19 protein-coding genes are annotated in these 19,619 nt (G+C 46.2%); 11 read left to right on the top strand and 8 right to left on the bottom strand.

The features are described from left to right. Positions 1 to 167: 167 nt before the first annotated feature. Positions 168 to 779: a ferredoxin gene (locus H6F98_RS34380; protein ID WP_192217751.1), complete on the bottom strand. Its 612-nt coding sequence runs from the start codon at positions 777 to 779 to the stop codon at positions 168 to 170. 620 nt (positions 780 to 1,399) lie between these two features. Here H6F98_RS34380 and H6F98_RS05960 point away from each other — a divergent pair. Further along, positions 1,400 to 2,029, top strand: a complete 630-nt coding sequence (locus H6F98_RS05960) for an SH3 domain-containing protein (protein WP_192217750.1) — start codon at positions 1,400 to 1,402, stop codon at positions 2,027 to 2,029. Between the two features lie 366 nt (positions 2,030 to 2,395). Continuing rightward, the gene (locus H6F98_RS05955; protein ID WP_192217749.1) at positions 2,396 to 3,088 is read left to right on the top strand and encodes a hypothetical protein; all 693 of its coding nucleotides are present in this window, start codon (positions 2,396 to 2,398) and stop codon (positions 3,086 to 3,088) included. A gap of 205 nt (positions 3,089 to 3,293) precedes the next feature. Here the strand turns inward: H6F98_RS05955 and H6F98_RS05950 are convergent, their stop codons facing one another. Next, the gene (locus tag H6F98_RS05950) at positions 3,294 to 4,577 is read right to left on the bottom strand and encodes an aspartate aminotransferase family protein (RefSeq protein WP_192217748.1); all 1,284 of its coding nucleotides are present in this window, start codon (positions 4,575 to 4,577) and stop codon (positions 3,294 to 3,296) included. A 382-nt stretch (positions 4,578 to 4,959) separates the two neighbouring features. On the opposite strand from H6F98_RS05950, the gene H6F98_RS05945 reads away from it, so the two are divergent. Together H6F98_RS05945 and H6F98_RS05940 are read left to right on the top strand one after the other, a co-directional pair. Further along, the gene (locus tag H6F98_RS05945) at positions 4,960 to 6,027 is read left to right on the top strand and encodes an NAD-binding protein (protein WP_192217747.1); all 1,068 of its coding nucleotides are present in this window, start codon (positions 4,960 to 4,962) and stop codon (positions 6,025 to 6,027) included. 318 nt (positions 6,028 to 6,345) lie between these two features. Then, the gene (locus H6F98_RS05940; protein ID WP_192217746.1) at positions 6,346 to 6,744 is read left to right on the top strand and encodes a response regulator; all 399 of its coding nucleotides are present in this window, start codon (positions 6,346 to 6,348) and stop codon (positions 6,742 to 6,744) included. Between the two features lie 179 nt (positions 6,745 to 6,923). Here the strand turns inward: H6F98_RS05940 and H6F98_RS05935 are convergent, their stop codons facing one another. Next, positions 6,924 to 7,505 carry a methylmalonic aciduria and homocystinuria type D protein gene (locus tag H6F98_RS05935; protein ID WP_192217745.1) on the bottom strand — a complete coding sequence of 194 codons (582 nt, stop codon included), beginning with the start codon at positions 7,503 to 7,505 and terminating at the stop codon, positions 6,924 to 6,926. 691 nt (positions 7,506 to 8,196) lie between these two features. Here H6F98_RS05935 and H6F98_RS05930 point away from each other — a divergent pair. The 3 genes from H6F98_RS05930 to H6F98_RS05920 all read left to right on the top strand — a co-directional run bounded on the left by H6F98_RS05930 (position 8,197) and on the right by H6F98_RS05920 (position 9,210). Next, positions 8,197 to 8,367 carry a hypothetical protein gene (locus tag H6F98_RS05930; RefSeq protein WP_192217744.1) on the top strand — a complete coding sequence of 57 codons (171 nt, stop codon included), beginning with the start codon at positions 8,197 to 8,199 and terminating at the stop codon, positions 8,365 to 8,367. 107 nt (positions 8,368 to 8,474) lie between these two features. Continuing rightward, entirely contained in the window at positions 8,475 to 8,666 is a 192-nt protein-coding gene (locus H6F98_RS05925; RefSeq protein WP_192217743.1) for a hypothetical protein, read from the top strand. Between the two features lie 64 nt (positions 8,667 to 8,730). Next, entirely contained in the window at positions 8,731 to 9,210 is a 480-nt protein-coding gene (locus H6F98_RS05920; RefSeq protein ID WP_192217742.1) for a hypothetical protein, read from the top strand. A 267-nt stretch (positions 9,211 to 9,477) separates the two neighbouring features. Here the strand turns inward: H6F98_RS05920 and H6F98_RS05915 are convergent, their stop codons facing one another. The 4 genes from H6F98_RS05915 to H6F98_RS05900 form a co-directional block, all read right to left on the bottom strand. Beyond that, positions 9,478 to 10,671: an MFS transporter gene (locus tag H6F98_RS05915; protein ID WP_192217741.1), complete on the bottom strand. Its 1,194-nt coding sequence runs from the start codon at positions 10,669 to 10,671 to the stop codon at positions 9,478 to 9,480. A gap of 383 nt (positions 10,672 to 11,054) precedes the next feature. Next, a complete protein-coding gene (locus H6F98_RS05910; protein ID WP_192217740.1) occupies positions 11,055 to 11,666 on the bottom strand; it encodes a YdcF family protein in 612 nt (203 codons plus the stop codon). Between the two features lie 831 nt (positions 11,667 to 12,497). After that, entirely contained in the window at positions 12,498 to 13,679 is a 1,182-nt protein-coding gene (locus H6F98_RS05905) for a tocopherol cyclase family protein (RefSeq protein WP_199348313.1), read from the bottom strand. Positions 13,680 to 13,696: 17 nt separating this feature from the next. Next, the gene (locus H6F98_RS05900) at positions 13,697 to 14,257 is read right to left on the bottom strand and encodes a YIP1 family protein (RefSeq protein WP_192217739.1); all 561 of its coding nucleotides are present in this window, start codon (positions 14,255 to 14,257) and stop codon (positions 13,697 to 13,699) included. A gap of 86 nt (positions 14,258 to 14,343) precedes the next feature. Between H6F98_RS05900 and H6F98_RS05895 the strand changes: the two genes are divergently transcribed. The 4 genes from H6F98_RS05895 to H6F98_RS05880 all read left to right on the top strand — a co-directional run bounded on the left by H6F98_RS05895 (position 14,344) and on the right by H6F98_RS05880 (position 19,126). Further along, positions 14,344 to 15,345 (top strand): hypothetical protein, encoded by a 1,002-nt coding sequence (locus tag H6F98_RS05895; RefSeq protein ID WP_192217738.1) that lies wholly within the window; start codon positions 14,344 to 14,346, stop codon positions 15,343 to 15,345. Between the two features lie 216 nt (positions 15,346 to 15,561). Beyond that, positions 15,562 to 16,653: a magnesium chelatase ATPase subunit I gene (gene bchI / locus H6F98_RS05890; RefSeq protein WP_192217737.1), complete on the top strand. Its 1,092-nt coding sequence runs from the start codon at positions 15,562 to 15,564 to the stop codon at positions 16,651 to 16,653. A gap of 153 nt (positions 16,654 to 16,806) precedes the next feature. Continuing rightward, a complete protein-coding gene (locus tag H6F98_RS05885; RefSeq protein ID WP_192217736.1) occupies positions 16,807 to 17,586 on the top strand; it encodes an ABC transporter ATP-binding protein in 780 nt (259 codons plus the stop codon). Positions 17,587 to 17,716: 130 nt separating this feature from the next. Next, entirely contained in the window at positions 17,717 to 19,126 is a 1,410-nt protein-coding gene (locus H6F98_RS05880; protein ID WP_192217735.1) for an MlaD family protein, read from the top strand. Positions 19,127 to 19,213: 87 nt separating this feature from the next. Here the strand turns inward: H6F98_RS05880 and H6F98_RS05875 are convergent, their stop codons facing one another. Beyond that, the gene (locus H6F98_RS05875; RefSeq protein WP_192217734.1) at positions 19,214 to 19,510 is read right to left on the bottom strand and encodes a DUF3288 family protein; all 297 of its coding nucleotides are present in this window, start codon (positions 19,508 to 19,510) and stop codon (positions 19,214 to 19,216) included. Between the last annotated feature and the right edge of the window lie 109 nt (positions 19,511 to 19,619).

Raw genomic sequence — 19,619 nt, 5'->3', positions numbered from 1 at the left:
GAGAGTTAGCCCCTTTTGGGGCTTTTTTCTAAGTCAAAGGAACACTGAAATACCATATATTGAATTCGTAAGATAAAGCGATTGGCAGAAGGAAAAAGGTGAAAGATATGCGGGGAATAGCCTTTTTCCTTTCCGTAAAACCCACTAATTAAATAGGCATTAGTGTATCAAGTTACAGGTGAGAGTTGTCGTTGACTCGCTTCTGGCGCGAGCTTAGCAGCAAAATGCTTTTCAATGAGCGTGGAAACTTCTTTTGGAGCAACTCCGGTGTAACGGGATTTGTCGGGCATGAAGACTACACAAGGGCCTTTCTTACACTCTTTCATGCAGCCAGTACCTTTAATGGCAACTTGATCTTCTAAACCGCGATCGCGTATAGATTCACTTACCGCCTGACAAACTTCCCCAGCGCCTCGCTTACGGCAAGAAGACTTTTGGCAAACCATTACACAGGCTTTTGTTTTAGGTGCAGCGACGGGGGGTTGGAAAACTTTCTCTGGCTTGGTAGGAGCGGTTGTTTTTACCTGATAAGCTTTCAGCTTCAGTTCATCAGTTTTGTACTTGCGCTTCTGTTCTCCAGAAATCTCCACCCAATCTCCTGGTTGGAGAACGTCACCTAGGGAACTACGCAGTTCTTTGGAGAGCTTGATATAGCACTCGCCCTCTGCTGTCGCTACACGCAGACGTTTTGGCTTTTCTTCAAGATTGCCAACAAAACCGACGAACCGACCCTCAATTTTAAAGCTTGAGACTCCTACTTCTTTGTTTAAGTTACCCACGCTTACCTCCTAAACCTTTCTCTAAAAATAACCCTAAATGATAATCTCTGTCATCTATTAACTTAATATTACTTTAGAAAACTAGTATCTCTAGTCCGGATTGAGCGATAAACTCCTGACTGGTTAACCCTTTGAGAAGAAGGGCAAGACTCTTCAGGTATCGTTCTCCCCTCTTACCTTCACAGCTTATTGAGAGAAACTATAAGCTAGCTAAACGTTAAAACATACCTTGCAAATAAAAAGTGAAATTGTTCAAGCTAGCAAAAAGCGATCGCCTAATCACTGCGCTGTAAGCAACGGGTTTATTCACGACGGTTTAGATACAACAAAGCGAACCTAATTCCGATCAGAAGGAAAAGGCGATTCAGGTCATCCGCAAACCCTTTGGTATCAACCCCATCATTCCCATAATTCGCACTGACCTTTTTTTTGTATGCTATTGGACGAAGAGGCTGACGAGAGATGAACTATCCTACTAACGCCAGGTGATTAGGGGCAGATATCTAAAACCCTTGGCTACTTAGCTAAAGGTCTTGGAAAACTCGACCCTACTACTTGTAGGACTTTAACTCTGGAAGTCTCAACTTAAAAAACATTTGGTTAGATGAGGAGTTGACAGTATGAACAAGATAAGAACCTGGGGTAAGTCTCCCACTATATTGGCTGTGACATTAAGCCTGATCGGGGGAATCAGTGCGCCTGTTATCGCTGTTCCTAGCAACTTAGCCGCCAATAGTGTTCAAGAAACAGAAGCACCCTCCTTGCAGGTACAGGGTGATGTTCAGCTTGCACAGAACCTTATAGGACAATGCCGTGCGGCTAACCGAACGATAGATATCTTTTCACAAGCTTCAGTTGCGCCTGGAAGTGAAGCGCTTGCAACTCTACAAACAAACGCTCGCGTTACCCTTGCCGATAACGGTAATGCTGGTTGGATAGGAGTCAGTTCTCCCACAAATGGATATGTAATCGCCAGATACCTGAAAGCTTGCTCTGGGAATCCTCCCGTTGGGTCAAACACTTGCCGTAGAGCCGATGTCGCGCTGTCTATTCGTCCCAACCCTAACACGACTCAAGGAAGTCCAATTGGCAGCGTAGCGGCTGGGGGAGTCGTCAAGCTTACGAATCCTGAACAGTCACAAGCAGACAGCACAGGACGTACCTGGGTCAGAATCGTCACGCCCCTAAGTGGTTGGGTTTCCAGTGGGTTCCCTGAAGGAAATCTTGGACCCAGATTTTCTTGCTCTTAGTGCAATAGCACTTTCTAGTGCCTGTCAACCTTTCTCTTAGGGACTTCCAAATAAAAAAATATCCAGGTACTTTTTGTGGGGTGGGCCAGCCGGACAGCCCGCCCGGATTAAAATGGCAAGCGAGACTCCTGACCCACAAGACAAGATTGGATAATTTATTTCTTGAAAATCCCTTGTGCTAACTTTTTTTTGTATGCTGTGGGACTATGAGGCTTGGTAGAGATTAAATATCCAAGTATCAAGTGTTCATTAAAGAGCCTTGGCTACTTGGCTAGAGGTCTTGCACAACCTGACCCTACTGCTTGTAAGCCTTTTAATCTAGAAGTCTCTACTCAATATGTTTTGGTTAGATGAGGAGTGAACAACATGAAAAAGCTGAGCCACTCGGCTAAGTCTTCTGCTTTATTGGCTTTGGTATTCAGCGTTGTGGGGGGCTTGAATGCACCCATCATCGCTATTCCTACTACCCTAGCGACTAATAGTATTCAAGAATCAGAATCACCGTCGTTGCAGCCAGAGGGCAACGTTCAACTTGCACAAGGGCTTGTGGGACAATGCCGCGCTGTTAATACGTCAACTTTTATCCGGAGTCAGCCTTCAATCGGCAGCCAAGCCGTTAGAGCGCTAGCGCCCAATGAACAGGTTACGCTTGCTGACAATGGCAACAGTCAAGGATGGATAGCCGTCAGCGCTCCGGCAGTAGGATTTGTACAGACATCAGTCCTCAAAGCCTGCACTGGAACGCAACCGTCACCGCAACCGTCACCGCAACCAACACCGCAACCAACACCACCACCAACAACGTCAAGCACCTGCCACGTAACTAGGACAGCTTTGAGCGTCCGTCAAAGTCCAAGCCTGTCCTCTTCTTCAAACCCTAGTGGCGGTGTCGCTTCTGGAGCAACAATTAAGCTTGCAAATCCTATACAAACGCAAACAAATAGTGCAGAGGGAAATCGCGTCTGGGTGAGGATTGTATCGCCTAGAACCGGGTGGGTTTCTACTGGATTTGGTGCCTCTCCTACTGGAAATGTTGGGCCGGGATTTCCTTGTCGCTAGTGTCTCAGACTTTCTTCTCACTCGCTGATGCTTTTTAGTTGAGGCTGAACAAGAAAGTAGAGAAGGCAGGGGGAGTAAGATTTCATGCGTCCCTCTCCCTGTGGGAGAGGGATTTAGGGTGAGGGGTTCCCATCGGTGACATGCTCCCAGTCGATTCTTTGGTAGTGAGTGGGCACCCTCACGGGTGCCCTAGAGCGTTGCGTGTTTATGAGGTTAATTCTGCGATCGCACTTTCAACGGCTTGAGTGGCTTGATCGACTTCCTGGGCCGAGACAATCAGCGGTGGTACAAAGCGAAGCACTTTTGGGCCTGCGGGTACCAACAGCAACCCTTTTGCCATGACAGCTTTAACGATATCTGCTGAAGTTAGCTCAATGTCGCTTTTTAGTTCCATCCCATTGATTAGACCCCAACCCCGGACTTCAGAAATGATTTGCGGGTACTTCGATGCGATCGCACTTAAGCTTGCCCGTAACTGTTCACCACGTTCCTGCACGTTTTGCAGAATGTTCTCTCGTTCCAGTGTCTCACCAACAGTAAGCGCCGCCGCACAAGCAAATGGATTTCCGCCGAAGGTGCTGGCATGGTCACCTGCCTGGAAAACATCACAGAACTTCTTACACATCATCGCGCCAATCGGAATGCCACCAGCAAGTCCCTTAGCACTGGTAAAGATATCCGGCTCGATCCCCAGATTTTCATAACCCCAGTACTTGCCAGTGCGACCCATCCCAACCTGCACTTCATCTAAAATCAGCAGGATATTATTGTCATCACAGATTTTCCGCAGCTGCTGGAAGTACTCTAACTCGCCGGGCCGAACGCCACCTTCTCCCTGCAATGCTTCCAACATAATTGCTGCTACTCGTTGGTTGCCCTCGTCGAGGTCAGCGATCGCATTTTCCACTGCCCGAAGGTCGTTGTAGGGGACGTAGTGGAACCCAGGCATCAAGGGGTTAAAGTCCTTCTGATACTTCGGCTGTCCTGTTGCTGTAATCGTTGCTAGTGTCCGTCCGTGGAAACTAGCTTTAGCCGTCACTATCACTGGATAGTCAATTTCTAATACCTTGTGAGCATACTTCCGGGCAAGCTTTATTGCCCCTTCGTTTGCCTCTGCCCCAGAGTTGCAGAAAAATACTCGCTCGGCACAAGAATGGTCAATAATCCACTTAGCTAATTTTCCTTGCTCTGGGATGTAGTAGAGATTAGAGACATGATGCAGTTTTTTGATTTGCTGCGTCACTGTTTCGACCAAAGCAGGGTGGGCGTGCCCTAAAGTACAAGTGGCAATACCTGCCACAAAGTCGAGATATTCACGTCCCTCGGTATCCCAGACACGGCAGCCTTCTCCCCGTTCTAAGGCGATCGGAAAGCGCCCGTAGGTCGTCATCACACTAGTGTCAAAGTCTGCGAAATCATAGGGAGCAGACGCACCTGATGTTGACTCGGCTGGGATGGAGGGATCTTGAACGAGAGTTTCTAGACTCACTAACTTAATCCTTAATTGCAGTATTGGACGATGAATTTTTTGAGAACGGATTCGATGAGTTTGGCTCAAGCTTCGCTCTACTTAACAGCAGAGCCGATAATGCAATGCTTGTCTGTCTGTCCTATTACTTAACATTCATTAACAGCCTGAGTCATATGTCTTTTATCTTATCTAGGGAAAAGGCAGCCCTAGACCTCTTTGCGAAATTGTTTTTCCAGCAAATCTTGACAATACGAAGCTCTAGTCTCAAAAAAGCGTTAAAGATGTCTACAGTCCTTCTCACTTGAGTCGTTACCGCTACAGGCTGAAATCACAAGTATTTGATCATTGTGTATGCTTGAAACTTCTCAGGAGCTACCACGATACCTAGTGAGAACAAGCGGTGCTGTCAACACTTGAGCAGAAATATCGACGCTTGCGAAAAGAGCTAATTGCTGGAGCGATCGCGCTTTTTGTGGTTGCTCTGATTGGTACCTTGTGGTACAGGTTGGTTGAGGGATGGTCATGGTCAGACGCGGCATATATGACGGTGATTACGCTTGCAACCGTTGGCTATGGAGAAACGAACCCTCTAGGCGATCGCGGACGCATTTTTACAATCTCCCTGATTTTGATGGGTGTTGTCAGCATCGGCTATATCGTCAATCGGTTTACAGAAGCGGTAATTCAGGGCTACTTTCAAGAAGGAATACGACTGAGGCAACGCAAACGCTTGGTAGACACTTTAACGGAACACTACATTCTTTGCGGCTTTGGGCGTACAGGGCGGCAGATTGCCCTGGAATTTAAAGCTGAAGGGATCTTGTTTATAGCGATCGACTCCGAAGTCGATCAAATTGAGGAAGCTCTGCAAATGGGGTATATGGCAGTACAAGGGGATGCCACTTTGGATGACACCCTTCTGAAAGTCGGAATTGAGCGAGCGATTTGTCTCGTCGCCGCACTCCCCTCGGATGCCGAAAATCTCTACACCGTGCTTTCAGCGAAAACTCTCAATCCCAAAATCCGGGCAATTGCCCGTGCCAGTACCGAAGAAGCCGTAAAAAAGCTGCAACGGGCAGGCGCTGATGCCGTTGTCTCACCCTATATCACTGGTGGTAGGCGCATGGCAGCAGCAGCGCTTAGACCCCAAGTGATGGATTTTGTGGATGGGATTCTCACAGGAACTGATCGAGCGTTTTATTTAGAAGAAGTTCTCATCGAACCCCAAGCTTGCCCGATAGTGGGACAAACCCTAAGAGAGGCAAAATTGCGATCGCAAACTGGGGCACTGGTACTCGCGATTCGTCGTGCTGAGGGTACCCTCATTGCAGGACCAACAGGTGACACCCCACTTCTGCCAGGAGATTTACTAATCTGCATGGGTACAGCAGAGCAGATACGCGAACTAAACCGCATCCTTAGCCCCCTTTACTCCAAGCGTCCCCGTACTCCTAAAGGGATTATTTAGCTCGTGTTGAACAATGAATAAATATAGCAGTTAGCCCTCAGCTATCAGCCATCAGCTTCTTATTTTCCTAACTAGGAGCGCCGGGTTCATGGTTCATAGGGAACTTTTCACTTTCTTCACAATATCTAGATTTTTACCCATAGATTATAAATTTTTTGTAAAGAATTTATTTATTTGACTCCCTATCAAAATAAAACTACTACAAATAATTCAAACTTATTACTCGAAGCTTATTTCCTCACAAGAGATGTTGAGGAGATTCGCACTCGTGAAAATTTGTTGAAGACCTAGTATTAACGGTTAGCCGACTCTGGAAATATGGAAAGTCTCAAAGGTTTGTGGATACTTGTTGTTGAAAACAACCGAGCTTGTGCGGAGTTATTCAAATGTATATTTGAAGATGTCGGAGCTAGGGTAATAACAGCCGCTTCGGCTGGAGAAGCACTAGCCATACAAGACCGTTATAAGCCCAATGTGCTGGTGAGCAATCTTAAGCTACCTGACCTAGATGGCTACGAGCTTGTCAAGCGGGTGCGGGCGTATGAGGCACAACGAGGTCGCCATTTAGTTGCCGTAGCAGTAACTCATTCTAAGAGGGGACTGAAGCTGGCTCGGATACTAGGTGCTGGCTTCCAGCTACACATCTCCAAGCCGATTAATCCCGATGAGTTAATAGCTGAGGTAGCAAGTCGGGTAGAACTTAAAGAAGCTCGTTAGCTCATTAGAACTTGGTAAGAATGTGATACTTTTTGCCCACTAATCACCGACTCAATACAGCTTTTACTAAACGGAAGGGAAGAGAACTAGAGAGCGCCCTTAACATCAGATTTACCTTGATCGGTTAAACAAGAATAGTAGCTTAGTGACTTTTTAAAGCAGTCACTTTCTTGAGTCTATTACAAATCAGCTTTCAGCTCTTTCCAGCAATGCTGCAACCCAACTTTTCTTAGTACAGGCTTTATTACCTTTGGCGGTGCCGAGGTTAGTAATGTACTGGGGTAAACGGCTGTACCCCAACTGGGATGTTTCAGAACACGGCAGCGATTGCGAATTACTGGTAAGCCTAAGAGTGCTTTGACAGCCGCTGTGTCATCATGGCGGATTTCTCCTGGGGGTGAGAGTAAGGGATAGCCAGTCCGAGGATCGATCAAATTACTCAAAAAGCCGCGATCGCGCAAATTGAATACCACATCAAAACCGAAGCGCATAAACTGTTCTCGCAACCGCTCTTTCTCTTGCTCCACTTGAGGAGTCGTTGTCAGCAGTTCATATCGAGCTTGCTGCAAAACAATCACTACCCACAATACTGGTAAATTCCAACCCGGTAAGACACGCTCTAAGTTTTCAGTGATAAAGAGACTGGGACGATGAGTAGAGATTTCAACTGCCTGCCCTGTGTCTGTAACTAGATGAAGGGGGTTGCAGTAAGCGGTGGGTAATTGCAAGGTTTGAGGTTGCGAAGGCTGAATAGTAAACATTATCAAAGGTGAGTATAGGAGAGCTAAAAGCGATCGCTAATCCTCAATTGATTTTAGGGGAAGGGGTAAAGGTGAAATGCTTCTTATCCTTCCCCTTTACCTTTTCCCAATAAATTCATGTTGCCAATCAAGCTTGCAATAGCTTCCTAGGTAGAGCGATCGCAACCAAAGAAAGCCATTTGCCTATGAACCTGTTTAACCTATAACCCTCGCCATTGTCTATACTCTCCACCACCTTGCCCTAAAGCTTAGACCGAAACGGCTGGAGTTCTAGACCCTGATTCTACTGTCAGCCCTCCTAATTTTGTAGTGGCTCAGCCAAGATAATAGAGGTGAAACTGTAGGTTTTGGAATATATTCAAAAGGCTCATACTCCTCGCTAACATCACGCAAGTAAATAATTACCTTCAATATTCGGCGATCTTCCAAATCTTGATGCCAAAATTCTGTCGTTACAAAACTTTTATTTGCAAAGTCTCGCCGTAAATGTATTCCCTGAAAAGCAAAAGGCAGACCCATGTAATTTTCGACAATGAAAATTGTGTAAAGCGATCGCCTAAAGACGGCGGAGTTTGTAGCGCCATACAACATTATTTCTTTCAAACTAAAGGTATCTGAAATGTAGCTAAAAAAACATACTTAGCTTGAAAATTAGTAAAGAAATCGCCACTCTAGCAATGAAGTTAAAGTCTTGGCAGATGCTCTTGGTAAATATAAACAAGACTGGTATACAGCATTGCAAGATTTGAATCATCCTTTAGATAGAGCAAAACCAGAAGATGAGCAGATAACTTACTCAAGATACTCTATTACACCCAAAGCTCAGCTCATTGAGAGTTTTTTCCTGGCGTACCTGACATAAGTCAGCCTTTGTGACTTAACAGTATAAAAATCTAACGTAGAACTCCCCCGTCGCCTTTCTTGATACGTCTACTGTTAGTTTTTGTCCACTTAATCTATGGCAACACAATGATCTATGAAGTTGTCCAAAAAGCTCTCTCGAATGGTTACTTGACGGTTGAAGAGGAAGAGAAATTGCGGCAGCTTCTTCAAGCTAAGTACGGCATTGATGACTTAAACGCTTTTTTTAACTTGCAGCAAGCCGTCATAGAAGGTCGTGTTAAGCAACAGTCCCGTGAGTTAAGAATGGCGAAGCTTTAAGGGTTGAGGAGTAACCTCTTCCTAAGTTTCTTCCCGACCCTAAACTACACTCTTCTTGAAATTCATGATTCTCCTAAATTTACGCACTTTCCTAAACCACGTCTTAAACCGGAATGAACGTAAAGACAGCAGCAACAATGCTCCTCCACTCTCTGAGCAAAGTCGTTTGCTCCATAGACTTAACTGCATTCACCTTGATGACGAAGAGGCGAAGTGCCTACAAGCTTACTTGACAACAATCCTGGAGTACCGCCATCAGGACAAAACGGCTAACGCTGCTACTGGTAGCTCAAATTGCATCGTGCTTGAGATGGCAGAAGAAGAATTCCAGAGGTTTGCTAGCTACGTCGGAGGAAATGGTGTCCGTCTATTTCGTGCTTTAGTTCAGAGTAACAAGAACCATACTTCAGCACGGAAACTAGCGGTTGTCGGTGAGAATGGTTTGCGTCTGTTCTATGTGCAATTCCAGGATCGCAGTAGTTCCTTAGGTAGTGCTTCTCCGTTGAACTCACTACATTTCGACAAGGAGTGTTTTGACATGTAGTCTATGAGTATAGGTAGTTACACTGGGTTGTTACGAATACGTCTATCTCAAGACAGATAAAAACTATTCCTTTCGACGTAATGCTAGGGAACAGCAGATAGGGAATACCTAGAGCTTCAGAGGAGTAATTGATTGGTGTGTGACTCCCCGCTACTGAGTATTGGTATGGTGTTATGCTCTTATTGAGATTAAGACAAGATACCTTACCCTTGCTCATTAGCGGGGTATTTCTTACAAAACGTTAGGATAATTCTTACCTAATCTTTATTACATGCAGTTGCAATATCTGAAGACCACTAGCGTCAAGAAGGCAAAAGCAACACCTACATAGAACACACTACTAATCCCACCAATACCAAAAGCAATTCCCATAATTAGCGGTCCTAAAGTTTGCCCTAATCCAAAAAACGTCCCATTAATTGACATTACCGTGGCTAGGTACTCTCTCGGTGCTAGCTCAGCTAATAGGGTTTGAATGCTGGGCATCCCAATGCCAAGACCGACACCAAAAAGTGTGGTGGGAATTAGTAGTAGCCAGAGAGATTGCAAAAAAGGAACAATCAGTAAAGCTAGAGCATAGAACACGAAAGATGCTCGAATTAATGTTCCCTCAGAGAAACGCCTTGCAAGCCTACCTAATTGAGAAGATGTAAAGGCGATCGCAACTGAAACACTAGAAAGAATTAGTCCAATTGTTAAAGCCGATGCCTTGAACGAATCGTCAATTAAAGTTGGCAAATAAGTAACGTAGGCACCATAAAGGAGAATAAAATTAGCAGCACTGCCAATAAAAAGCCCAACAATTTGACGATTTTTCAAGATATTCAAGGCATTTCTCAAATATTCCCGTAAGTTTCGTTCGCCTTGTGGTTCCGGGCTTTTCAGGATAAACAACACCAGCAGTCCAATCGGAATAGCAACTAGTGGTAGAAAAAATGGATAATTCCAACCCAATGTTGCTAGCGCACCTCCAATGGTTGGATAAATAGCCGTGCCAATACTACTAACACTAGCGTTGTAACCCATTGCTGTTGTGCGTTTTTCTCCGGCATACAAATCACCAATTAAAGTAACGCTCAAAGACAGCAAAGGAGCAGCACCAATGCCTTGGAGAAAACGCAACAACAGCAGCACAGCAAAGTTAGGTGCAACTGCACAAGCGGCTCCAGCAATGCCGAATAAAAAGAGTGCAGGAACGAGAATTTTCTTCCTACCCGAACGGTCAGCAAGCACTCCAATAACTGGCCCTAAAACCATGGTTGGAAAGGTAAAAGCTGTAACTAACCAACCGACATTTTGAGGGGCAACCTCTAAGGCTTCAGCAAGCTTGGGAAAAGCCGGAGTTACACTAGCAACTCCCAAAACAGCAATGAGAGATACAGCACAAATAATCTGAAAGTATTTATCTAGATAAAGTTTGTGGAGTTTTTGGGGTTGACTACCAACTCCTACTGGCGGCATTAAATTGCTCCCTTTACTTCATGAGTGTAGCAATGCCAAAATCACATTCTTGCGCCACCGTTAGCGACAATATGATGAGCGTTCGCTCGTCCAATACCCCGTGATGCTCCTATGATAATTGCAACTTTTCCTGTGAGAGATGGCATAAGTTTCCTACCTTGAGTCAGAGAGTAGCAGCCACAACAATCGGTGTTGTTTCGTCTTGTACGAATGCTCTAAACGATGCCGTCATTAGCCTTTATGAGGCGGCAAGCCAGGATTAGCAAGGAAATATTACCAACTGGAAGCCAATCTACATAATCGCTCGTGAGGAGGGTCTAATTCATGGTTGTGTCTAGACTCTACCAAACCCAACCAAAAATTGCTTCTGGATACGAAACCACTCACTTGATTAAGTCTGATGCGTCTCGTAGGGTTGCCCCTGTATAACCCGTAGTTAGCCATAAAATCGCTCTTGCGCCATCTCGTAGCGATTTTTCAATGGGTTCAGGTTCACGTTCTGAGGGAATCGCCACCGGTTTGAGTACAATTCCTCGACTACCGAAGACAATTTCACCAATAACGCGAGCACGGAGCATGTGGTCGTCAGATGTAATTAAATAGACGCTATCAATCCCCTCGGCTTGCAATGTATCAACTAATTCGGTGAAGTTAGTTACCGTATCTACAGCCTGATAGTCTAGGTGGACGCGATGTTTATCAATTCCTGCCTTGGCAAATACTCGCTTGGCATATCCTTCCGGGCTACCAGAAGATACCCAGATGGGTAAGTTCGGGTGCGTCCGGGCAAATTTAGCGGCATACAACTCACGCTCCTCTGCTCCTCCTAAGACGAAGATTGCATCGGGTCTGACAAAATAGCTTTCAATTTGCTTGTAACCACACATGAGCGACATCGCTACTACAGGCAGCAGCCAGGGCAGTAATCTAACTTTAGAGCGTGGATTTTTAGCAAACACGTATCGCCGCTGACGGCAAGAAATCCTCAAGAGCATGAATCAACAGATAAGTCAAGGTTGGAGTGATGCCATTTCTATACTTATAAGCTAGACATGAGCTTTGCTTCATCTATCCGTTTCTCTATCTTGCCAGCGATGTTTAGCAGCAAAAAAGAGAAATGGATTGAGTAAGGACGCTATTGCTAGCTCTGAAAAAGCGATCGCATTTACTAGATAGAGTGAAGATACCAGTCTAAGGGTACTGCCAGTTGCCACCAAATGAATGCAGGAGATGTCAAATTTCTGTACTCAACACTTTCCTCCTTAACCCTCTGGCAGTCCGTACAAATTTGTAGAAACTTGAAACTCACTCTTCGGGGCTTGATAAAAAGCCTTGAAGAGTGAGTTATTCAGGATAATCCTGATTAAATTAGTGAAAGAACGGGACTGGCCGGATTTGAACCGGCGACCTAGCGCTTCAGATTTGTGTGAGTTTCCCCACTCTCTGGACTATACCTTCACCATAGACTTGTCGCCTTTAGGTGGTGGCCGTCTAGTCTCTCAACCTTCCTGATTCAGACGTTTACGATCAAGCGATCGCATTCTGATTCCGGCTTGGCTCGGTATTGCCTTTGAGTCATGGTACTCATCACTCTTTAGGTTTCACCGAATTTGACCACATTCACGCCTAGAGTTTCCTCCAAGGTGCCCAATTGTTCAGGAGGCGCTTGCTCTATCCATCTGAGCCACAGCCCCAATGCACGCAACTTATTATAGCCAACAAGATGCAATAGAGAGTGGAGATAGATAATTCCAGAACACAGGAAGAGTTTTCTCCAGCATCTCAGAATAGAAACATCCTCCTATGCTCTAAATTACTCCCCACTCTTATACAACCCAAGGGAATTTAGCACTTTCGTGCCAGGTTTCATTCCAAGGACTACCGCCTGTTTCTAGCCCACAGACATCACTATGTGCCTTCAGGATAGTTCTAGATTTGTCGCTGCGACATCGTAGTTCTAAACTCAACTGTCCTTGCATCGTGTCGCGGCAAAAGAAAATTAAGCCTTGTTCAGTTGGTGCCCTTAAAGGCATTCCGGGTTTATCTGTCGTTCCACTCAGTTCAACCTCATATTCTTGATTTTGGGCTTGCATCTGCCAACTGCCCCAAGGTTGTATCTGCCAACTGACTTGTGAGTTCCAGGGAACGAATTCATAAAATTTGCCCTGGTAATGGATACCAATTAATGCCGCTGATTCCATCCACCAGAGTACCTGCCGTCTACCACCGCCAGCCGTGAGGGCTAAATCGGGTTCCTCAGTAAAGCTGTTGCAATTGAGCCAGAACCACTTCTGAGGAAAGGCACGACCCCAGTTTTTCTCGCCATAAGCTGGGGCATTAGTGAATTCGTAGCGCTTGCCATTCCAATCAATCCAGCCTGTTGCTAAGCCGTGCGCCATCAAAATCTGCCATCCCGGTTCAAAGATTGGTAGATATGAAAGCCAACCTGCTGTTGATTGCTGGGGTGCGCCCGTATCCGCCCAACCATAGACAGGCTTGATTTCATACTGCCAACGACAGTAGGAATTGCTGGCGGGATCATGAATACATCCTTGATTTAAAGTCGTCGTTGCTTGGTAGCCTTCGAGTATGTATTGTTCAAACTTGGTTGGCTCAAGGTATTGGGGTGGAGATGTCAAGTTAGTCTTGCCCCAATGTCCCAACGCTAGGGATTTTGATGATGCCCAGAACTGGTTGACATTCGGAAAGGTACGCCAGAGGTATTCGTCATTTGGACCAAGAATTTGGGCAGCACCACCACTACAGGATTTACCACCAATAGGGTCATCAATGGAGTACATGAAGGCAAAGGTTTGACCACATTCTGGCAAGGTAACGCGGTAGTACCAACCTTCAAAGAAACGAACATCAGTGCCGTCCCAGTGATATTCGCTATGGGGCGTAGAAAGAGGATTCACGGGTATATTCAACAGGCTTGACTCTTTTTCAGTATGAGCGATAACTCTTACGAGATGTTTTTTATCAAGGGATAGAAGTAGCGATCGCATTTAACCCAAAATGATAATCATTGGGATAAAAACCGTTCAAACACTTGAGCAAAACCCGTCGCTACCTGAACAACAGGCCAACCCAGTAAACAGATTATCGCCGCCCAGCGCGTACTGATATCTAACCCTTGGCGGACTGCCACAATCACAGCTAACAGACTCCAGATGGCTAATACTCGCTGAATAGGTTGTCCTAGCATGGGAATCAACGTTAAAAAGTTCAGGACTTGAGGTGCATAGGCAAAGCCAATCGGAATCAGCAAATCTTTGTAGGTTAAAGAATGACGTTTGAGCCACTGCCCAATTTTCCAAATGCTGAGCGTCCAAAAGTAGTATCCTCCTACCACACTCAAGCCATCAATCAGCAATGCGATCGCGAGTATTGGAACAGACGCTCGATTAATCAATAAGATCAGCGCACTTCCTAGAGCATGGGATATTGCTGCTAAAATCACAATCGTTAGCGCAATCCTCTGATTTTTTGGCGTATTGGGCGTTTTTTCGTAAAAATATCCATCCAGAATGAGGGCTTTCCAGAGTGTTTTACCTAAATTTCTATTTAGCTCTGTGCCACTCACGCTCTACTCACTGATCACAATTAACTCACAACCTAGATAGAATACGACTTCATCCAGCAAACGACAACCAAACGTTCAACAATTGAATGCTTACGTTAATTAGGCAAATATTTCTCTGGCTGCGAAGCGGCAGTTTAAAACTGTTGACTTTCGGAGGAGTATTACTTCTAATCTGGGGCACCCTATCGCCTGTAGGAACATTAGTGTGGTGGCTAGAGCAAGAGGTAGAGAGTTTAGGTTTCCAGAAAAAACGTCCGAAGCCATTGCCTACAAAAAATAGCTCCAAGCCCGAAGCTAGCTCAATTAATTGTTACATCGTCTTCCTGCCTGGAGTCGGTGATTTTTCTGGAAACCAGTTAACACCTGGAGAAGAATTTTTTCTAGATCGTTTAGTTCAGCTTCACCCCAACTGTGCAGCCGTTTCGGATGTTTTTCCCTACTCAGCCGCGAACGAGAGTTTAGGGGGACGGCGGATTTTAGCTCCTCTGTGGCGTTTTGCGAATCAGGCAGAGGGGTGGCTAGAAACGGCAGATGTCTTGATTAAAATCCGCAATCTTTGGCGATTTGCAATTTCCGTGGACGAACGCTATGGTTCGATTTACAACCAGGGGATTGCTACTGCGATTATCGACCGGATGAACGCCGCGCATCCTATTCCAGTTTCTCCAGAGCAACCCTTGAAAATTATTCTGATTGGTACCAGTGGTGGCGCACAAGTTGCCCTTGGTGCTGCTCCTTATCTTGATCAGTGGTTAAATACTCAAATTATCGTAATCTCTGTCGGGGGTGTTTTTGCTGGTAGCGATGGGTTTAATGCGGCTGATCATATCTACCACCTCCATGGTCGTCGAGACTGGATTGAGGATATTGGTAAAATTGTCTTCCCCTCACGCTGGCTTTGGACTGTTGGTTCTCCAATTAATCAAGCCCGTCGCCAGGGTGATTATACAGTTGAAACTACAGGCTCACACGAGCATGACGGTGCTAGAGGCTATTTTGGTGAGAATCTGGCAGCCAAGGGTGTAACGTATGTCGAGTTGACAGTCCAAGAAGTTAACCAACTGCCAGTTTGGTCAGTCCAGAAGTGACTTTACTTCCTTCTGGCTAGAAGAATATCTAAGAGAGGGGAGTAATTCTCTCCCTTCCAGCACAGGGAAAGAGGCTGGGGAGCTAGGTCCTATGTTCCGCTTTTGTAAGTTGACCTACTTAACCTCAACACACTCATTCCCTGAAAACTCAAGCTCAACCGTCGCCTTATGGCAAAATGAGAGTCGTGATCAAAGATTATTTATCAGGTAATTGAAGTGAGTTCGACTGCCCAAACCCCTACCCGACGCCTGGTTTTTCCTTTCACTGCAATTGTGGGTCAGGAAGAAATGAAACTGGCTCTGCTCTTGAATGTGATTGACCCAAAAATTGGTGGGGTGATGATAATGGGCGATCGCGGTACAGGCAAATCTACCACCATTCGCGCCCTGGCTGACTTGTTGCCAGAAATTGATGTCGTTGCCGATGACCCCTTCAACAGTGACCCCCATGACCCTGACTGGATCGATAATGATGGGTCAGCGCAGGCGGTACGATTGACCGTCAAGAAAAAAGTCCCGATGGTTGACCTCCCCTTAGGGGCAACCGAAGACCGAGTTTGCGGCACGATTGACATTGAAAAAGCGTTATCCGAAGGCGTAAAAGCCTTTGAACCCGGACTTCTTGCCAAAGCAAATCGTGGCATCCTCTATGTAGACGAAGTTAACCTGCTCGATGACCACTTAGTCGATGTCCTCCTCGACTCCGCTGCTAGTGGTTGGAATACCGTTGAACGAGAAGGAATTTCGATTCGCCATCCCGCACGCTTTGTTCTAGTCGGTTCCGGCAACCCCGAAGAAGGGGAACTGCGACCGCAACTGCTCGATCGCTTCGGAATGCACGCAGAAATCCGCACGGTAAAAGAGCCAGCACTGCGCGTAGAAATCGTTGAGCAACGAGCCGCTTTCGACCAAAATCCTCAAGAATTCCTCGAAAACCACCAGACTGCTCAAGAAGCCATGCAAAAACAGCTAGTAATGGCGCGAGAGAAACTTCCTTCTGTCGAAATGGACTATGAGCAACGAGTGAAAATCTCTCAAGTCTGTTCAGAACTCGATGTTGATGGACTGCGAGGTGATATTGTCACCAACCGCGCCGCGAAAGCACTTGCCGCCTTTGAAGGACGCAACGAAGTCACCGTTGATGATATCCGCCGCGTCATCACCTTATGTCTGCGTCATCGCCTACGCAAAGACCCCTTAGAATCCATTGACTCAGGCTACAAGGTCGAAAAAACCTTCAGCCGCATCTTTGGCTTGGAACCCTCTTCAGAGGAGAGTACAGTAGCTGCAAGCAATGGCATCCGTTGACCTAGCTATATACAGGGATAGGAGACATGGAATTGAGGAGTAGGGAAAAACCTACTCCCTAATCCCAGTTGCCGCAGACGGTAGAATAGCAGACATACGCTTAATAACTGCCTGCAATAGGGTAGGGTTAGCTTTTTAGTTGCCTATCTCCTCATGACACCACTAATTGAATTAAAGGGAGTCTCTAAGTCGTTTGGTGGTAACGTAATTCTCGATCAGGTCGATCTAACAATTTATCAAGGTGAGGCGCTGGCGGTTATTGGTCCCTCCGGAACTGGTAAGTCAACAATTTTGCGGATTATTGCTGGTCTGCTTGTGGCTGATGCTGGTGAGATTTATGTGCAGGGACAACGGCGTATTGGTTTGATTGAGGATGCTAGAGACCCAATTGGCATCGGCATGGTATTTCAACAAGCGGCATTGTTCGACTCGCTGACGGTAGAAGAGAATGTTGGTTTCTTGCTTTACCAGCACTCAAGGCTATCCCATAAGCGGATTCGGGAACTGGTGCGTCAACGGCTGGAGATGGTAGGGTTGTCTGGCATTGGCGATCGCTATCCAGCGGAGTTGTCGGGTGGGATGCGTAAGCGTGTCAGTTTTGCTCGTGCAATTATGTCCAATCCTGACAATCCCAAAGACAACCCAGAAGTTTTACTGTACGATGAACCAACGGCTGGACTTGACCCGATCGCCTCAACCGTCATTGAGGATTTAGTTCGCCAGCTACAACAGGCAAACGGGGGTTGCGGTTCCTACGTGATGGTGACTCACCAGGATAGTACAATTCGCCGCACGGCTGACCGAGTTGTGTTTCTCTACAACGGCAAGGTACAGTGGCAAGGCAAGGTTAGCGAAATCGATACGACAGATAATCCTCTAGTTCGACAGTTCTTCAGTGCTAGTACCAGCGGGCCGATTCAGGTAATTGGATAGGATCACACTGACGGATGATCCAACAGAACAAGCAATTAACTGTCATTTGTCAATTAGTAATGCTTAGTGCCAAACGGGATAAAGATAAACCGCCAAGGGTGAATAGCTACTAGCTAAGGGAGGATATATTATGCGATCGCGAACGATTCGAGAAGGCTCCGTTGGGTTATTAATCCTTGTAGGACTGGCTGCATTTATTTGGTTAGTGCTGTGGCTACGGGGTTTTAGCCCAGGTAGCCGTACTTATAGATTCAGCGTCAGCTTCACGGATATCGCTGGTATGAAAACAGGGGCAACAGTTCGTTATCGCGGCGTTGACGTCGGAAAAATCGTTGAGATTACACCGGGTACCAATGGCGTCAATGCCGTTATTGAAATTGGCTCCGCTGACTTATTAATTCCTCGCAATGCCGTTATTGAAGCGAATCAATCCGGTTTAGTTGGCGAAACCACAATTGACATCACACCCACAAGACAGCTTCCCAAAGACGCACTATCAATCAATCCCCAGAGTTCACGCTGTAACTCTCAGCTAGTCATTTGTGACCAAGATCGGGTAAATGGTCAAATTGGAGTCAGTTTTGTTGAACTACTGCGTAGTGGTACTCGCCTTGCCCAACTCTACGGCGATCCAGCGTTCTTCAACAATGTCAATGCACTGACCAAAAATGCCTCGGTTGCTGCGATTGGAGTATCCCAGCTTACTGGTGAGTTATCCCTCTTATCTCGCTCAGTCCGTCAAGAGGTAGGAGGCTTCTCAACAGCCGCCAATTCCGTTACCGCAGCCGCTAATCAGACAGCAGTTCAAGCGGGTATAGCAGCGAATCGCATTGCCAATACTGCCGACCAATACAGCCTAACAGCGGCTCAGCTCAATCAACTTGTTGCTTCTGCTAATGATTTAGTCACGAGTAATCGGGGTAACTTAGTCGAAACCTTGGATAGTGTCAGGCAAACTAGCGAGCAACTGCGGTTGCTAGTTAGCGGCTTCTCCCCAACCATAGCGCAGCTTAACTCCACTGTTGGTCAGGTCAATTCCAGTGTTGGTCGGGCGAATGTCGGAGTATTGCTAGGGAATTTAGAAACGCTCTCTACCAATGCCGCAACCGCTTCTGCCAACTTGCGCGACATCTCCACTGCCCTAAATAGCCCAACCAATATCTTAGTGCTGCAACAAACTCTCGACTCAGCACGGGCAACATTTGAGAATGCTCAAAAAATTACCGCAGATTTGGATGAGCTAACAGGCGATCCTGAGTTTCGCAGTAATGTGAAGCGGTTAGTGGATGGACTAGGCAGCCTAGTGTCTTCAGCCCAGCAACTGGAAAATCAAGTGCAAGTTGCTCAGACGGTAGAACCAGTTAGGGCAGAAATTCTTACTGCTGTTTCTAGGGCTGCGCGTCAACCCGTTACGACTCAAGCATCCCAATCCAAGCCTCAGCAAGCCACTTCCTTGAGCCAACTACCTACACACAGGCAAACATCAAAGCTTTTACCTCCAGCACCCAAGAAGCATCCGGCAGAAACACCTACTAAATAGGTAGGCTAAACACACAAAAATACGGGAGTGAGGTAACAGGCTCTCTTGCAATCAGCAAGATTTCTCAAAACCCGTAGCTCATAAAGATTAACTCCAATCATCTTGTCCTTGAGAGTCGCCACGTCGGTAAACTTGACCCACTTCATGCAACCGACGAGTCAGCTCAAAAAGTTGTTCTTCGGTCAGTTGCCACTGTTGAAGAACTCTATCTAAGCTAAGTTGAATTTCTCTAGCACCTGGAAAGCCACAATAGCGAATCCGTAGTCGGGCAAGTTCTGCATGGTTGTAATCAGTTTGCCCTTCTCTTAAAAGACGTTCAATGACTTCCTTGTCACGCTTTTCTTGAGGATGTTGCTGGTCTTTATTTTCTGCTGCTGAAGCCATAACTACAGAATCCGGCTAAGTGATACTTAGAATCTTTAGTTCATCACTTACCTCGAAAAAAGGCAAGGGGAGTAGGAAGAGAAAGATTTTCCTCAACAGGTGGCGGTCA

The sequence above is a fragment of the Microcoleus sp. FACHB-SPT15 genome (assembly GCF_014849525.1).
GTDB lineage: Bacteria > Cyanobacteriota > Cyanobacteriia > Cyanobacteriales > Coleofasciculaceae > Symplocastrum > Symplocastrum torsivum.
Note: the sequence above shows the minus strand (reverse complement) of the source record. Positions and strands in the feature narration are given on the sequence as shown.

What these genes read in the sequence shown, in the direction of transcription:
- H6F98_RS05940 (WP_192217746.1), top strand. Translation starts at nt 6,346, where the DNA reads ATGGAAAGTCTCAAAGGTTTGTGGATACTTGTTGTTGAAAACAACCGA.
- H6F98_RS05875 (WP_192217734.1), bottom strand. Translation starts at nt 19,510, where the DNA reads ATGGCTTCAGCAGCAGAAAATAAAGACCAGCAACATCCTCAAGAAAAG.
- H6F98_RS05910 (WP_192217740.1), bottom strand. Translation starts at nt 11,666, where the DNA reads ATGCTCTTGAGGATTTCTTGCCGTCAGCGGCGATACGTGTTTGCTAAA.
- H6F98_RS05885 (WP_192217736.1), top strand. Translation starts at nt 16,807, where the DNA reads ATGACACCACTAATTGAATTAAAGGGAGTCTCTAAGTCGTTTGGTGGT.
- H6F98_RS05895 (WP_192217738.1), top strand. Translation starts at nt 14,344, where the DNA reads ATGCTTACGTTAATTAGGCAAATATTTCTCTGGCTGCGAAGCGGCAGT.
- H6F98_RS05925 (WP_192217743.1), top strand. Translation starts at nt 8,475, where the DNA reads ATGATCTATGAAGTTGTCCAAAAAGCTCTCTCGAATGGTTACTTGACG.
- H6F98_RS05920 (WP_192217742.1), top strand. Translation starts at nt 8,731, where the DNA reads ATGATTCTCCTAAATTTACGCACTTTCCTAAACCACGTCTTAAACCGG.
- H6F98_RS05960 (WP_192217750.1), top strand. Translation starts at nt 1,400, where the DNA reads ATGAACAAGATAAGAACCTGGGGTAAGTCTCCCACTATATTGGCTGTG.
- H6F98_RS05935 (WP_192217745.1), bottom strand. Translation starts at nt 7,505, where the DNA reads ATGTTTACTATTCAGCCTTCGCAACCTCAAACCTTGCAATTACCCACC.
- H6F98_RS05955 (WP_192217749.1), top strand. Translation starts at nt 2,396, where the DNA reads ATGAAAAAGCTGAGCCACTCGGCTAAGTCTTCTGCTTTATTGGCTTTG.
- H6F98_RS05880 (WP_192217735.1), top strand. Translation starts at nt 17,717, where the DNA reads ATGCGATCGCGAACGATTCGAGAAGGCTCCGTTGGGTTATTAATCCTT.
- H6F98_RS05905 (WP_199348313.1), bottom strand. Translation starts at nt 13,679, where the DNA reads ATGCGATCGCTACTTCTATCCCTTGATAAAAAACATCTCGTAAGAGTT.
- H6F98_RS05915 (WP_192217741.1), bottom strand. Translation starts at nt 10,671, where the DNA reads ATGCCGCCAGTAGGAGTTGGTAGTCAACCCCAAAAACTCCACAAACTT.